Raw genomic sequence first — 14,565 nt, 5'->3', positions numbered from 1 at the left:
GCTTCTTAAGACTTGAAAATAATATAAAATTAATTTGTTATTCTGTTTTGGAATATAACGCCAATCTAATGTGGGAGCTGGCTTGCCTGCGATGGCGGTGTATCAGCCGACGGATGTTGTGCTGACCCACCGCCATCGCAGGCAAGCCAGCTCCCACATTTGCAGCCCGCGTTTATTCAGTTGAACGCAGAGCCATAAGCAAACAGCGCCGGCGCCCCACCGGTGTGCAGGAAAATGATCGGCCCGTCTTCAAACCGCTGACGTCCGATGCCGTCCAGCAAACCGGCCATGGCCTTGCCAGTGTAGACCGGGTCCAGCAGCAGCCCTTCCTGGCTCGCCAGCAGCTTGACCGCCGCTAGCGTGCCGGCATTCGGCTCACCGTAGCGCGGGCCGAAATACTCGTCCCACAGGATCACCTTGAAGGCCTCGGGAATCGCCACGCCCAGCAATTCGGCGGTGCGTTCGGCCAGGCCCTGCACTTTCGGGCGCTGGGCTTCATCAGTGCGCGACACGGTCACACCAATGACCGGCAGGTCCGGCAGTACTTCACTCAAGGCCAGGGCCAGCCCGCTGTGGGTGCCCGCGCTGCCCGATGCCAACACCACGGCGGCAAATTCGAGACCGCTGTCTTCGATCTGTGCGGCCAGTTCCAACCCGGCGCGCACGTAGCCCAGCGCGCCGAGGGCATTGGAGCCACCGATGGGCACCAGGTACGGCTTTTTGCCGTTGCTGCGCAGGCGATCGGCCAAAGCGTTGAGTTGGTCGTCGGCGTTATCGAGGTTCTCGACCAGCTCGACCTTGGCGTCGAACAGGTCCAGCAGCAGACGGTTGCCGTTGCCCAGGTAGTTGGGGTCTTCGGTGCCGGTGGGGTTTTCCAGCAGCGCCACGCAGCCCAGGCCCAGCTTGGCGGCCAACGCAGCGGTCTGGCGTACGTGGTTGGATTGCAGGGCTCCGGCGGTCACCAGGGTGTCAGCGCCTTGGGCGATGGCATCGGCGGCGAGGTATTCGAGTTTGCGCAGCTTGTTGCCGCCCATCGCCAGGGGCGTGGTGTCATCGCGCTTGACGTAGATGTCCCTGCCCAGCCAGGCCGACAGCCGCTCGAGTTTTTCCAGGGCAGTGGCGCCGCCCAGCAGTTCCAGGCGGTTAAAACGGTCGAGCTGTTGTTTGATCATGGCTACGCACGGTGGCTAAGAGATGAGGCGACTATAGGCAGGCACTTTTCATCGGGCAACTGCCAAACGCTTATGTCGGATAGTTCTGAGCATCACACCATTGGTTCTTAAGGACGGCCAGGGTGCATACCGTAAAGTGAGCGCCATTACGTCAGGAGTGAATACCGTGAGTGAGCGTTCCAGTCATTGGCAATTGCAGACCATCGTCAGCCAGCTGCGCGGCGCCCGGGACCAGTGGCGAACGCGCAACGGCCGCCTCAGCGGCGAACATGGTGGGCGCGAGTTGCCGTCGCGTGAGGCGGTGGCGCAGATTCTTGAATCGCTATGCGGCGCATTGTTCCCCATGCGCCTGGGGCCGGTGGACCTGCGTGAAGAAAGCGAAGATTTCTACGTCGGCCACACCCTCGACGTGGCGCTGAACGCGCTGCTCGGCCAGGCCCGCCTGGAGCTGCGCTATGCCGCCCGCCAAGGTGGCAAGGACGATCGCGAGGTCGACGCCCATGCCATCCGCCTCATCCAGGATTTCGCCCTGGCCCTGCCGTCCTTGCGCAGTTTGCTGGACACCGACGTGCTGGCCGCCTACCACGGTGACCCGGCCGCGCGCAGCGTGGATGAAGTGTTGCTGTGCTACCCCGGGATCCTGGCGGTGATTCACCATCGCCTGGCCCACCACCTGTACCGCGCCGGCCTGCCGCTGTTGGCGCGGATCAGCGCGGAGATTGCCCACTCGGCCACCGGTATTGATATCCACCCCGGCGCGCAGATCGGCCCGAGCTTCTTCATCGACCACGGGACCGGTGTGGTGATCGGCGAGACCGCGATCATCGGTGAGTGCGTGCGCATCTACCAGGCCGTGACGCTGGGCGCCAAGCGCTTCCCGGCAGATGAAGACGGGCAGTTGCAGAAGGGCCACCCGCGTCACCCGATTGTCGAGGACGACGTGGTGATCTACGCCGGCGCGACGATCCTGGGGCGCATCACCATCGGCAAAGGCTCAACCATCGGCGGCAACGTGTGGCTGACCCGCAGCGTGCCGGCTGGGGCGAATATCACCCAGGCCAACCTGCAGCACGATGACGGCACACAAAAATAAGAAGCATACACAACCCCCCTGTAGGAGCCGGCTTGCCGGCGATGAGGCCATTAGCCTTGCGCTGATTTTGAGACCGCCATCGCAGGCAAGCCAGCTCCCACAGGGTTAACCGCATTTCAAATTTCCCTCGCAATCGCTGAACGATTTGTCATCCCTGCCCGTCATACCTGTCCTTGAGCTAGTGTAGGAATTACCTACCACTCAGCCCTGCGATTAGTCCCAGACCGCCTATCCATGTTTAACTTGAATGCTCGTTCAAGTTAAATCCGGTGGTTCGCTGCCCGCTCACAACAGGAGGCTTACCTTTGCTGAGTCCGTTATTTACAGCCACATTCCACACCCTCGGGGTGCATCGTTCATGAGTGCATCGTCCACCCCTGCAAGCGGCCTGGTGCGCATGAATGCGCCGGTCTTCTACTTCGCCGCCACGTTTATTTTGCTGTTCGGCGTGACTGTCATCGCGATCCCGCAACAGGCCGGTGCCTGGCTGCTGGCCGCGCAAAACTGGGCGGCCAATACGGTCGGCTGGTACTACATGCTGGCGATGACCCTGTATCTGGTCTTCGTGGTGGTCACCGCGTTATCGGGCTACGGCAAGATAAAACTCGGTGCCGACCACGACGAGCCCGAATTCAGTTACTTGTCCTGGGCCGGCATGCTGTTCGCCGCCGGGATCAGCATCACGCTGTTTTTCTTCTGCGTTTCCGAGCCGCTGACGCACCTGGTGCAACCGCCCCAGGGCGCACCGATGAACGCCGACGCGGCGCGCCAGGCCATGCAGATCCTGTTTCTGCACTGGGGCCTGCATGGCTGGGGCGTGTTCGCCTTTGTCGGCATGGCCCTGGCGTACTTCGCCTACCGGCATAACCTGCCGCTGGCGCTGCGCTCGGCGCTGTACCCGCTGATCGGCAAGCGCATCAACGGCCCCATCGGCTACGCCGTGGATGGCTTCGGCATCATCGCCACGGTGTTCGGCCTGGGTGCCGACATGGGCTTTGGGGTGTTGCACCTCAACTCCGGCCTCGACTACCTGTTCGGTGTGGCCCACACCCAATGGGTCCAGGTGGGCCTGATCACCCTGATGATGGGCGCCGCGATCCTGGTGGCCGTCTCCGGCGTCGACAAGGGCGTGCGGGTGATGTCCGACATCAACATGCTGCTGGCCTGCGCGCTGCTGCTGTTCGTGTTGTTCGCCGGCCCCACCCAGCACCTGCTCAACACCCTGATCCAGAACCTGGGCGACTACCTGGGCGCCTTGCCGACCAAGAGCTTCGACGTATACGCCTACGACAAACCCAGCGACTGGCTGGGCGGTTGGACAGTGTTCTACTGGGCCTGGTGGATCGCATGGTCGCCGTTCGTGGGCCTGTTCATCGCACGGATTTCCCGTGGCCGTACCATCCGCGAATTCGTGTTCGGCGTGCTGCTGATCCCGCTGGGTTTCACCCTGGCGTGGATGTCGATCTTCGGCAACAGCGCCATCGACCAAGTGCTCAACCACGGGCTCACCGCACTCGGTCAATCGGCCATCGACAACCCGTCGATGAGCCTCTACCTGCTGCTGGAAACTTACCCGTGGAGCAAAACCGTCATCGCGGTCACGGTGTTTATCAGCTTCGTGTTCTTCGTCACCTCGGCCGACTCGGGCACCGTGGTGCTGTCGACCCTGTCGTCCAAGGGTGGCAACGCCGATGAAGACGGGCCGAAATGGCTGCGGGTGTTCTGGGGCGCGATGACCGCGCTGGTCACCAGTGCGCTGCTGTTTGCCGGCAGTATCGATTCGCTGAAATCAGCGGTGGTGCTGACGTCACTGCCATTCTCGATGATCCTGCTGCTGATGATGTGGGGGCTGCACAAGGCTTTCTACCTCGAGTCGCAAAAGCAGATTGCCCAGTTGCACTCATTGGCGCCTATCTCGGCCGCACGCAAGGGCAGGGGCGGCTGGCGTCAGCGCTTGAGCCAGGCCGTGCATTTCCCTTCGCGGGACGAGGTGTACCGCTTCCTGGATACCACCGTGCGACCGGCGATCGAAGAAGTGACGGCGGTGTTCGTCGAAAAAGGCCTGAACGTGGTGACCCAGCCAGACCCGGCGAACGACAGCGTCAGCCTCGAAATCGGTCACGGCGAGGAACGCCCGTTCGTGTACCAGGTGCAGATGCGCGGTTATTTCACGCCATCGTTTGCCCGGGGTGGCATGGGCAAGAAAGAGATCAACAACCGCCGCTACTACCGGGCGGAAGTGCACTTGGCCGAAGGTAGCCAGGACTACGACTTGGTGGGCTACACCAAGGAGCAGATCATCAACGACATCCTCGACCAGTACGAGCGTCACCTGCAGTTCCTGCACCTGGTGCGCTGAGGCTCAGGCCCTGAGGTACAGGGCCAGCGCCACCAACGGCGCGCCGAATACGCCACTGCCGATCACCAGCTCCGACACCAGGGGCTGGCCGGCAGTGAGCACGCCGACGGCGCCGTTGGCCACTGCTGCGATCAGCCAGAGGCCGACAAAACTGTAGGCCAGCACCGTGCGGCTGATGCCGAGTTTTTGCCCGATGAACAGCGTCAGTGCTAGCAGAATCAAGCCGCAGCTGATGACGATGAGGGTGTGCATGACGGTGATCTCCTGTGGGACCTATCCCCTCTGGGAGCCGGGCTTGCCCGCGATGCAGGCAACTCGGTTATTCAGACGCACCGAGGTGATGCCATCGCAGGCAAGCCAGCTCCCACACAAGCCAGCTCCCACAGGGGATCTCATCGGGTCGTTAGTGTGCAGTGGGTTTAAGCAAGTCCTGCAAACCCACCTTCCAGAACAGTTCTGCCCGCACCCGATCCGCCACGCCATTGACGATTTCGCAGCCATCCTCCGAAGGGTCGATATGCCGGCGGAACGGGCGTGTGCCGAACGGCAAGCCGACGATCTCGACAATCGCCTTGGCCACCTCTCCCACATCCGCATCCTCAGGCTCCAGCGCTGCCAGGCCTTGTAGTGCAGCGTCCGCAACACCCGCATACGGGCCGTCGTTGTACAGGTCGACACGCGCCTGATCGCTGGGCTTACCGGAGTGGGCAAAGTGATTGGTGCCCTTGGTAAACGCGCCGGGCACGATGATCGAGGTCTCGATACCCCAACGCGTCAGCTCGCTGGCGTAGGACACCGCCAGGGAATCCATCGCGGCTTTCGCCGCAAAGTACGGCGCCAGAAACGGCGGTGTACCCCCGCGAGCACTGCTGGACGACACCCACATCACCAGCCCGTTGCCCTGCTTGCGCAGGTATGGCAGCGCCGCACGGTTGACCCGCTGCGTGCTGAGCACGTTGATGTCGTACAGCTGGGCGAACTGCTCCGGCGTGAAGGCTTCGGCCGGGCCGAACGACATGTGCCCGGCGTTGTGGATGATCACATCCAGGCGCCCGCAGTCGGCGATGATCTTGGCGATGCCAGCGTCCACCGACTCGCTGGAAGCCACGTCCAGCTCGACGCTGCGCAGGTCCACCTGATGCTCTTGGGCATAGCGCTGCACCTGGGCCACTTGCGGCGCATTACGCCCCAGGGTTTCGCGCATGCTGGCGTAGACCGTGTGGCCGGCATCGGCCAGGGCACGGGCGGTAAGGGCGCCAAACCCACTGGAGGCGCCGGTAATCAGGATGATCGACTTCATGCTGTTGCCCTCGATTGCGTTCAGACCAGCCCGCCATTGGCGCGCAGGATTTGCCCATTGATCCAGCCACCGGCCGGGCTTACCAAAAACGACACCACGCGGGCGATATCTTCCGGTTGGCCCAGGCGTTCCAGGGGCGCCATCTTGGCCAGGCCCTGGATCTGCTCTTCGCTCTTGCCGTGCAGGAACAGGTCGGTGGCGACCGGGCCAGGGGCGACCGCGTTGACGGTGATGCCACGTCCGCGCATTTCCTTGGCGAACACTTGGGTCAGGGATTCCACCGCCGCCTTGCTGGCGATGTACACGGCGTAGCCTGGGAAATTGAGGCCCACGGTGCTGCTGGAAAAATTGACGATGCGCCCACCGTCGTTGAGGCGCGTGGCTGCCTCGCGCAGGGCGTTGAAGGTGCCACGGGTGTGGATGTCGAAGTTCTGGTTGTAGAGCTCGTCACTGTGCTGGGCCAGGGGCAGTGTCTTGAGAATGCCGGCGTTGTTGACCAGCACGTCGACCTTGCCCAGTTGGGTTTCGGTTTCATCGAACAGGCGCTTGATATCGGCGGGCTTGCTGACATCACCCTGGATCGCTATGGCTTGGTGGCCGGCCTGGCGCAGTTCCACCACCAGCTTCGACGCCTCAGTGGCGCTGCTGGCGTAGTTGATCGCCACGGCGTAACCGTCGGCGGCGAGTTGTCGGGCCACCACGGCGCCAATGCCACGGGAAGCGCCGGTGATGATTGCGACTTGAGTTGTCATGGTGCGAGGTCCTTTGGAGTGGGTGTGGACGCAGATTCACATGTTTACCAGGGCCGATAAATGCGCCAGAGTTGCCTTGACTGTTCAATAATCGCCAACAATAAGTCCGAGGTAAGGCCACATGGATCAAGTCAAAGCGATGAAGGTGTTTGTGCGCATTTACGAGCGTTCAAGCTTCACATTGGCCGCCGATGACCTGAACCTGCCGCGTGCCACGCTGACCCACACCCTCAATCAATTCGAGGCCTGGCTGGGCACCCGCTTGCTCGAACGCAGCACTCGCCGTGTGCGCCCCACCCTCGACGGCGAGGCTTACTACCAACGTTGCGTGCAACTGCTGGCGGAGCTGGAAGAGGCTGAACTGGCGTTTCGCAGCGTGGCGCCCAAGGGGCGTTTGCGCGTGGATTTGCACGGCACCCTGGCCAAGTATTTTGTGATCCCGGCGCTGCCGCAGTTCATGGCGCGTTATCCGGAAATCGAGCTGTCGATCAGTGAGGCGGATCGCTTCGTCGACCTGATCGCCGAAGGCGTGGATTGCGTGTTGCGCGCGGGCACCCTGGGGGACTCTGCATTGATCGGCCGACGTGTCGCGACCCTGCGCCAGGTGACCTGCGCCAGTCCCACCTACTTGCGAAAATACGGCGAGCCAAAGTGCCTGGCGGACCTCGCGACACATCGCGCGGTGAACTACGTTTCGCGCACCACGGCCAAGCTGTTTCCGTTCGAATTCATGGTGGGTGGCGAGCTTCAAGAGGTGAGTATCGAGGGTGCGCTTTCGGTGTTTGGCGCCGAGATTTACTCCGCCAGCGCGGTGGCCGGGTTGGGCATTATCCAGTGCCCGCATTACCGCATGGCCGAGCTGATCGAGCAGGGGGTGATGCGTGAAATTCTCACCGATACGCCACCGCCGCCCATGCCGGTTTCGATTTTGTATCCGCACAATCGACACATGTCGCCGAGGGTTCGCGTGTTCGTGGATTGGCTGTCAGAAATCTTCGAAAATGCCCGCTAACCCGCGTAGTTAAAGGGTTCCTTAAATTTAATTTCATTCGTGAACTAACGGTTTTGACTCCGAACTGTCATCTGGCCACTGCGTAATTGTGTGAAGCGTTTGACGCTTTCATTTCAGAACAGTGACGGAGACCGGTAACAATGAAGACGTTATTAAGCCCCATGGTGGGTGCCGCCATGGCGAGCTTTATGCTGTCCGCCCATGCCGATTTTATCGATGACAGCCACGCCGATGTGACCCTGCTCAATCGCTATCTCAACCAGCAGGGTCGTGATGTGGTGAACAGCACGGCCAAGGCGCACAGCGTGCGTGATTGGGGCCAGGGTTTCGAGTTCAACTTCAAGTCGGGCTACACCGACGGCCCGGTCGGTTTTGGCCTGGACCTGCAAGCCTTCTACGGCTTGAAACTGGATTCCGGTGGCGACCTCAACGACAAGGATCACCAAGGCCGCTACCCCGGCAGCATGTTCCCGCTGGACAACGGCAAGTCCGCCGACCAGTTCGGCGTGTTGAGCCCTACGTTCAAGATGCGTTTTGCCCAGGATGAATTGCGCCTCGGCACGCTCTACGGCAACAACCCGGTGCTGGCCAACACTGACGGCCGCCTGTACCAGCAGACCAACACCGGCGTGCAACTGGTGTCGAAGGACCTCACGGACTTCACGTTCACCGGCGGCGATATCTTCAAGACCAAGATCCGCAACGAGACCGGCGACCAGGGCATGATCACCGCCGGGGGCACCAAAGAGAGCGATCGCTTCCTGTTTGGCGGTGCGGACTACACCGGTATCCAGAACACCACCGTGAGCCTCTGGTATTCCAACCTCGAGGATTACTACCAGCAGTTCTTCCTGGGCGCCAAGCGTCATGACGCCTTGTCGGTCGGCGCAATCGACACCGATATCCGCGTATTCCGCAGCCTGGGTGTGGGCGAAAACGCCGACGGCGACAAGGACTTTGCCGGGGCTGGCCTCTACGGTGACGGCACCAGCAAGGGCCGCATCAACCAGACGACCGCCAGCTTGCTTGAAAGCTACAGCCTGGACGGCCACACCGTCGGTTTGGGTATCCAGAAAAACAGCGGCGACAGTGACTTCCCGTACCTCGATTCTGGCCTGAACAGCGGTGATAACCGCCAGGGCCCGGGCTCGGGCGCCGACACCCCGGCGCTGACCAACATGCAGTTGAATAAATTTCAACACGCCGGTGAGCGCACGTGGCTTGCGCAGTACAAGTATGACTTCGGTAAGCTGGGCCTCACGGGCCTGTCGTTCTCGGCGGCCTACGCCCACGGGGATGACATCCGCACCGTGCAAGGCACCACCAGCGAGTGGGAACGCAACATTGCCGTGGCTTACCAAGTACCGACCGGCACCCTCAAAGGCCTGGGCGTGACCTGGAAAAACGCGCATGCCAGCCCGGATATCACCGGCGCCACCGTGCAGGATGAAAACCGCTTCTATGTCAGCTATGTCGTTCCCCTCTGGTAGGAAATTGCTGTAGAACGGAACGGCAGACTTAAGCGATTCAGCTGCTTAAAAGGCCTGGGAATAGCGTTATTCCCGGGCCTTATTAGTCCCAAGTTCAAGAGAGGATTCGATGACTTACATTGCTGCCGAAAACCGCTATGAATCTATTCCGTATCGCCGCGTAGGCCGCAGTGGGTTGGTGCTGCCGGCACTGTCCCTGGGCCTGTGGCACAACTTTGGCGACAGCACCCCGATCGACACCCAGCGCGCCCTGCTGCGCACGGCGTTCGACCTGGGGATCAACCATTTCGACCTGGCCAACAACTACGGCCCACCGTACGGCAGCGCCGAGATCAACTTCGGCCGTTTGCTGCGCGAAGATTTCAAGCATTACCGCGACGAACTGATCATCTCCAGCAAGGCCGGTTGGGACATGTGGCCCGGCCCTTACGGCCAGGGCGGCGGTTCGCGTAAATACGTATTGGCGAGCCTGGACCAGAGCCTGCAACGCCTGGGCGTCGACTACGTGGATATCTTCTACTCCCACCGTTTTGACGCCGACACCCCCCTGGAAGAAACCGCCAGCGCCCTCGCCACCGCCGTGCAACAAGGCAAGGCGTTGTACATCGGCATCTCTTCCTACTCGGGCGTGAAAACCCGCGAAATGGCCGCCCTGCTCAAAGAGTGGAAGGTGCCGCTGTTGATCCACCAGCCGGCCTACAACCTGCTCAACCGCTGGGTAGAAAAAGACCTGCTGGACACCACCGAAGAACTCGGCGCCGGGGTGATTGCCTTCACGCCGCTGGCCCAGGGTTTGTTGACCGACAAGTACCTCAATGGCGTGCCGGCCGATGCACGGGTCAACCGTCCGGGCGGTGGTTCGTTGCAGGCCAAGCACCTGTCCGATGCCAACATTGCCCACGTGCGTGCGCTAAACGAAATCGCCAAGCGCCGTGGTCAGAGCCTGGCGCAACTGGCGCTGGCCTGGACCCTGCGCGATCCACGGGTGACCAGCGCGCTGATCGGTGCGAGCCGGCCGGAGCAGATCATTGAAAACGTCGGTGCGTTGAAGAACTTGAGCTTCAGTGCGGAAGAACTGGCGGAGATCGATCGGTTTGCCCAGGAAGGCGGGATCAACCTGTGGGAAAAACCATCCACCGCTGAATAACCCCACCGATGACCCCTGTAGGAGCCGGCTTGCCGGCGATGAGGCCATTAGCCTAGCGCTGATTTTGAGGCCGCCATCGCCGGCAAGCCGGCTCCTGCAGTTGATCTTCAGTGTGGCGAATTCACCCGGTAGTACTCGGTCAATGTGGGAGCCGGGCTTGCCCGCGATGAGGGCGCCTCGGTGTGGCAGTCAGACCGTGGTGATGCTATCGCAGGCAAGCCAGCTCCCACACAAGCCGGCTCCTGCAGTTGATCTTCAGTGTGGCGAATTCACCCGGTAGTACTCGGTCAATGTGGGAGCCGGGCTTGCCCGCGATGCGGGCGCCTCGGTGTGTCAGTCAGACCGCGGTGATGCTATCGCAGGCAAGCCAGCTCCCACACAAGCCGGCTCCTGCAGTTGATCTTCAGTGTGGCTAATTCACCCGGTAGTACTCGGTCAATGTGGGAGCCGGGCTTGCCCGCGATGCGGGCGCCTCGGTGTGGCAGTTAGACCGTGGTGATGCTATCGCAGGCAAGCCAGCTCCCACACAAGCCAGGTTCCACAGGTGATCTTCAATGCGGGGGTTAGAAGGGTACGTCGCCCAGGATGGTCGCCCGGTGCATCACCCGCCGCTGTGGCCGGTAGTCATCCACCGCGTAGTGCTGGGTCACGCGGTTGTCCCAGAACGCCACGTCATTTTCCTGCCAGCGCCAGCGAATGGTGAATTCCGGACGGGTCGCGTGGGCAAACAACAGTTTCAGGATCGCCTCGCTTTCGGCCGGTTCCAGTTCGTTGATCTTGGTGGTGAACCCATCGCTGACAAACAGCGACTTGCGCCCACTCACCGGGTGCGTGCGCACCACCGGGTGCGACAGCGGCGGGTTCTTCTTGCGGGTCTCTTCCCAGCGCGCCAGGTCTTCGGCGGTGTTGCCAAAGCGCTCCAGCGGGAAGGATTTGGTGAAGTCATGGGTAGCGGTCAGCCCGTCGAGCAAACGCTTCAACGGCTCCGACAACGCCTCATACGCCGCAATGCCACTGGCCCACAACGTGTCGCCACCAAACGCGGGCAGCAGCTTGGCGCTCAGCACTGCACCGAGTGCGGGCGTTGGCAGGAAGGTCACGTCGGTGTGCCACACGGCGTTGTCACGCACGTCGGTGACGGCGGTGTCGAGGATCAGCACTTCGGGCTGTTCCGGCACGTTGGGGTAGATCGGGTGAATGTGCAGGTCACCAAAGTTCGCCGCGAACCGCGCCTGCTGTTGCGGGGTGATTGCCTGGCCACGGAAGAACAGCACCGAGTGGGTGAGCAACGCCTGTTCGATGGCGTCGCGTTGTTCGATATTCAGTGGCTGGGTGATGTCGACGCCGCTGATCAGGGCGCCCAAAGCGGTGCTGATGGGGGTAACGGTCAGGCTGCTCATGCTGTTCTCACTCAATGTGCCTGGCCATGCCACGGCACTAATTTACGCTGCAGGGCACGCAGGCCCATTTCCATGGCGAAGGCGATCAGGGCGATGACGAGGATGCCTAGCACCACCACGTCGGTGACCAGGAACTGCGCCGCCGACTGCACCATGAAGCCCAGGCCGCTGGTGGCGGCGATCAATTCGGCGGCGACCAGTGTCGACCAACCCACACCCAGGCCGATGCGCACGCCGGTCAGGATGTCAGGCAGGGCGCTCGGCAAGATCACATGGCGAATCAACTGGGCGCGTGTGGCGCCCAGGGACTGCGCAGCGCGTAACTTGGCCGGGTCGACCGTGCGCACGCCGGTCGCGGTGGCGATGGCGATGGGCGCAAAGATCGCCAGGTAAATCAGCAGCACCTTGGACAGTTCGCCAATGCCGCACCAGATCACGATCAGCGGCAGATAGGCCAAGGGCGGAATCGGACGGTAAAACTCGATCAGCGGGTCGAGAATGCCCCGGGCAATACGGTTGGAACCGATGGCGATCCCTACCGGCACGGCGGTCAGCACGGCAAAGCCCAGGCCCAGGCCGATACGGCTGAGGCTGGCGCCCAAATGCTGCCACAAGGTGGAGTCCATGTAGCCGGTAGTTGCCAGTAGCCAGCCTTTTTGCAGCACGGCCGACGGTGGCGGCAGGAACAGCGGTTCAATCAACCCGGTGGCGGTCACGGCCCACCAGAGGGCCAGCAGCGCGACCAGGGTCAGTAAGCTGATCCAGCGCGTGCTCAGGCTGCGACGCACCGGAATCACCGCGTGTACCACCGGCTTGGCGACGGCGGCGGGGAGTTCGTAGCTGCTCATGCGGACACCTGCCGTTGGGAGAACACTTTGCCCAGCACGTGTTCGCGGGTTTCGATAAAGCGCGGGTCGGACTTGATCGCCCGTGCCGATTCGCCCGCCGCGTAGCGCTGGCCGAAGTCCAGGCTCAGGCGTTCGACGATCTGGCCCGGGTTGGGCGCCAGCAGGATCAAATCAGTGGCGAGGAATACCGCTTCTTCAATGTCGTGGGTAATCAGGAACACCGGCTTGGCCGTGCGGCGCCATACCTGCAGCAGCAACTCTTGCATCTGCTCGCGGGTGAAGGCGTCGAGGGCGCCGAAGGGTTCGTCCATCAGCAGTACGCGAGGGTCGGCGGCCAAGGCACGGGCCAGGCCGACGCGCTGCTTCTGGCCGCCGGAGAGTTGCCAGATACGGCGGTTGTCGAAGCCGGCCAGGTCCACGAGGGCGAGCATTTCCCGGGCGCGCACTTCGCGTTGCGCCTTGGGCACGCCAGCCAGTTCGAGGCCGAAGGCGACGTTGGCGAGCACGTCCTGCCAGGGCAGCAGGGCGTCGTCCTGGAACACCACGCCGCGTTCGGCGCTGGGGCCCTTGACCGGCACGCCGTCGAGGGTAATGCGCCCGGCGGACGGTTCGACAAAGCCGGCAATCAGGTTCAACAGCGAAGTCTTGCCACTGCCGGACGGGCCGAGGGCTACCAGCAATTGCTGGGGCCCCAGGTCGATTGAGATGTCAGACAGTACCGGTTCTGTGGCGCCTGGGTACTGTGCGCTGATGCGCTCCAGTTGTAGCAAGGCCATCGCGATGAACTCCTGATCAGTTGGTAATGAACTTGGCGCTGACGTAAGGGGCGTAGTCCGGCAGCACCGCGTCGACCTTGCCTTGTTCCTTGAGGAACGCGGCGGTGTCGGTCACGGCCTTGGTGGTCGGCGCGCCCAGCAGGGTCACTTGGTCAGCAGCCAGCGGGTAGACGTTGCCTTGCAGCAGCAATGGGATGTCGCTGGCCTTGGCGCCGGAGAGCTTCACCAGCTTGTCGACGTTGCCTTTGTCAGCGAGCCAGGCTTGTGGGTCTTTGCGGTAGGCGGCGTAGGCATCCAGGGTGACTTTGGCGAAGGCCGTGACGATTTCCGGGTGCTTCTCGGCAAAGTCCTTACGCACGATCCACGCGTCGAAGGTCGGCGCACCGAACTTGGCCAGCTCGCCGGAGGTGATCAGCACTTTGCCGTTTTCCTTGGCCACGCCCAGGGCCGGATCCCACACGTAGGTCGCGTCGATGTCACCGCGCTTCCAGGCGGCGATGATGGCCGGTGGTGCGAGGTTGAGGATGGTCACTTTCGACGGGTCGATGTTCCAGTGCTTCAGTGCGGCGAGCAGGCTGTAGTGGCCGGTGGACACGAACGGCACGGCGACTTTCTTGCCAACCAGGTCCTGTGGGCTATTGATACCCGAACCGTTGCGCGCCACCAGGGCTTCGGCACCGCCGATCTGGGTGGCAACGAGGAAGGTTTCCACCGGCACTTTGCGGGTGACGGCGGCGGTCAGCGGGCTGGAACCGAGGTAGCCGATCTGCACGTCGCCGGAAGCGATGGCGGCGATGATGTCGGCGCCATTGTCGAATTTGCGCCAGTTGATCTTGGCGTTGGTGGCTTTTTCATAGGCGCCGTCGGCCTGGGCAACTTTGGCCGGGTCCACGGTGGTCTGGTAAGCGATGGTCACATCCGCCGCCTGGGCAAACAGGCTGGCACCGGCCAGGGACAATGCGGCCAAAAGACGCAGAGGGGTTAGCAGTTTCAAGGGGAAGCTCCTCAATCAGGCGGCCGAGGATCGGCGTGTGAGGAGACTAAATGATCTAAGAATCCGAAAATAAATAACATTTTCGAATTAGCTTATGAGAGGAAACGCTGTCGGATTAAAACGAATAACCCCGTAGGAGCCCGGCTTGCCGGCGATGGCGTATTCAAAATCGCCGTCGCCGGCAAGCCGGGCTCCTACAAGGGTGGTGAGGCCATGGAAATG

Annotated in this window: 13 protein-coding genes; 5 read left to right on the top strand and 8 right to left on the bottom strand. The window is 62.0% G+C overall.

What is annotated here, in order from left to right:
* Window positions 1-176: 176 nt before the first annotated feature.
* Entirely contained in the window at window positions 177-1,172 is a 996-nt protein-coding gene (locus HX792_RS18210) for a D-cysteine desulfhydrase (protein WP_176997367.1), read from the bottom strand.
* 166 nt (window positions 1,173-1,338) lie between these two features.
* On the opposite strand from HX792_RS18210, the gene epsC reads away from it, so the two are divergent.
* Both epsC and betT read left to right on the top strand, forming a co-directional pair.
* Window positions 1,339-2,265 carry a serine O-acetyltransferase EpsC gene (gene epsC, locus HX792_RS18205; protein ID WP_176997366.1) on the top strand — a complete coding sequence of 309 codons (927 nt, stop codon included), beginning with the start codon at window positions 1,339-1,341 and terminating at the stop codon, window positions 2,263-2,265.
* A gap of 397 nt (window positions 2,266-2,662) precedes the next feature.
* Window positions 2,663-4,624, top strand: coding sequence for a choline transporter BetT (gene betT / locus HX792_RS18200; RefSeq protein ID WP_176997479.1), 1,962 nt, complete (start codon window positions 2,663-2,665; stop codon window positions 4,622-4,624).
* A 3-nt stretch (window positions 4,625-4,627) separates the two neighbouring features.
* On the opposite strand, the gene HX792_RS18195 is transcribed toward betT, so the two are convergent.
* The 3 genes from HX792_RS18195 to HX792_RS18185 form a co-directional block, all read right to left on the bottom strand.
* Complete coding sequence (locus HX792_RS18195) at window positions 4,628-4,876, bottom strand: hypothetical protein (protein WP_176997365.1); 249 nt, start codon at window positions 4,874-4,876, stop codon at window positions 4,628-4,630.
* Window positions 4,877-5,027: 151 nt separating this feature from the next.
* Entirely contained in the window at window positions 5,028-5,924 is an 897-nt protein-coding gene (locus HX792_RS18190; protein WP_176997364.1) for an SDR family oxidoreductase, read from the bottom strand.
* Window positions 5,925-5,944: 20 nt separating this feature from the next.
* Complete coding sequence (locus tag HX792_RS18185) at window positions 5,945-6,676, bottom strand: SDR family oxidoreductase (protein ID WP_176997363.1); 732 nt, start codon at window positions 6,674-6,676, stop codon at window positions 5,945-5,947.
* A 121-nt stretch (window positions 6,677-6,797) separates the two neighbouring features.
* Here HX792_RS18185 and HX792_RS18180 point away from each other — a divergent pair, with 121 nt between their 5' ends.
* The 3 genes from HX792_RS18180 (at window position 6,798) to mgrA (ending at window position 10,325) form a co-directional block, all read left to right on the top strand.
* On the top strand, window positions 6,798-7,688 hold the full coding sequence (locus HX792_RS18180) for a LysR family transcriptional regulator (protein ID WP_176997362.1): 891 nt from the start codon (window positions 6,798-6,800) through the stop codon (window positions 7,686-7,688).
* A 161-nt stretch (window positions 7,689-7,849) separates the two neighbouring features.
* Window positions 7,850-9,178 carry an OprD family outer membrane porin gene (locus HX792_RS18175; protein ID WP_176997478.1) on the top strand — a complete coding sequence of 443 codons (1,329 nt, stop codon included), beginning with the start codon at window positions 7,850-7,852 and terminating at the stop codon, window positions 9,176-9,178.
* A gap of 109 nt (window positions 9,179-9,287) precedes the next feature.
* The gene (gene mgrA, locus HX792_RS18170) at window positions 9,288-10,325 is read left to right on the top strand and encodes an L-glyceraldehyde 3-phosphate reductase (RefSeq protein ID WP_176997361.1); all 1,038 of its coding nucleotides are present in this window, start codon (window positions 9,288-9,290) and stop codon (window positions 10,323-10,325) included.
* Window positions 10,326-10,888: 563 nt separating this feature from the next.
* On the opposite strand, the gene tauD is transcribed toward mgrA, so the two are convergent.
* From tauD to tauA, 4 genes are read right to left on the bottom strand one after another with little or no spacing between them, the layout of a single operon-like run.
* Entirely contained in the window at window positions 10,889-11,725 is an 837-nt protein-coding gene (gene tauD / locus HX792_RS18165) for a taurine dioxygenase (RefSeq protein WP_176997360.1), read from the bottom strand.
* A gap of 11 nt (window positions 11,726-11,736) precedes the next feature.
* Window positions 11,737-12,573, bottom strand: a complete 837-nt coding sequence (gene tauC, locus HX792_RS18160) for a taurine ABC transporter permease TauC (RefSeq protein WP_176997359.1) — start codon at window positions 12,571-12,573, stop codon at window positions 11,737-11,739.
* Entirely contained in the window at window positions 12,570-13,349 is a 780-nt protein-coding gene (gene tauB, locus HX792_RS18155) for a taurine ABC transporter ATP-binding subunit (protein WP_176997358.1), read from the bottom strand. Before tauB ends, tauC begins: the two co-directional genes overlap by 4 nt.
* Before the next feature lie 16 nt (window positions 13,350-13,365).
* Window positions 13,366-14,343 (bottom strand): taurine ABC transporter substrate-binding protein, encoded by a 978-nt coding sequence (gene tauA / locus HX792_RS18150; RefSeq protein ID WP_176997357.1) that lies wholly within the window; start codon window positions 14,341-14,343, stop codon window positions 13,366-13,368.
* Window positions 14,344-14,565 lie beyond the last annotated feature (222 nt).

The organism is Pseudomonas sp. B6002, assembly GCF_013385985.1.
In the GTDB taxonomy this organism is placed as follows: Bacteria; Pseudomonadota; Gammaproteobacteria; order Pseudomonadales; family Pseudomonadaceae; genus Aquipseudomonas.
The sequence above is the reverse complement of the archived record's forward strand: the minus strand, read 5'-3'. Positions and strand labels throughout refer to the sequence as shown.

Bases quoted from the DNA above. Each gene is read 5' to 3' on its own strand.
- HX792_RS18195 (WP_176997365.1), bottom strand. From the start codon at position 4,876: ATGCACACCCTCATCGTCATCAGCTGCGGCTTGATTCTGCTAGCACTG.
- HX792_RS18210 (WP_176997367.1), bottom strand. From the start codon at position 1,172: ATGATCAAACAACAGCTCGACCGTTTTAACCGCCTGGAACTGCTGGGC.
- HX792_RS18185 (WP_176997363.1), bottom strand. From the start codon at position 6,676: ATGACAACTCAAGTCGCAATCATCACCGGCGCTTCCCGTGGCATTGGC.
- tauB (WP_176997358.1), bottom strand. From the start codon at position 13,349: ATGGCCTTGCTACAACTGGAGCGCATCAGCGCACAGTACCCAGGCGCC.
- tauD (WP_176997360.1), bottom strand. From the start codon at position 11,725: ATGAGCAGCCTGACCGTTACCCCCATCAGCACCGCTTTGGGCGCCCTG.
- betT (WP_176997479.1), top strand. From the start codon at position 2,663: ATGAATGCGCCGGTCTTCTACTTCGCCGCCACGTTTATTTTGCTGTTC.
- tauC (WP_176997359.1), bottom strand. From the start codon at position 12,573: ATGAGCAGCTACGAACTCCCCGCCGCCGTCGCCAAGCCGGTGGTACAC.
- HX792_RS18190 (WP_176997364.1), bottom strand. From the start codon at position 5,924: ATGAAGTCGATCATCCTGATTACCGGCGCCTCCAGTGGGTTTGGCGCC.
- HX792_RS18175 (WP_176997478.1), top strand. From the start codon at position 7,850: ATGGTGGGTGCCGCCATGGCGAGCTTTATGCTGTCCGCCCATGCCGAT.
- HX792_RS18180 (WP_176997362.1), top strand. From the start codon at position 6,798: ATGGATCAAGTCAAAGCGATGAAGGTGTTTGTGCGCATTTACGAGCGT.
- mgrA (WP_176997361.1), top strand. From the start codon at position 9,288: ATGACTTACATTGCTGCCGAAAACCGCTATGAATCTATTCCGTATCGC.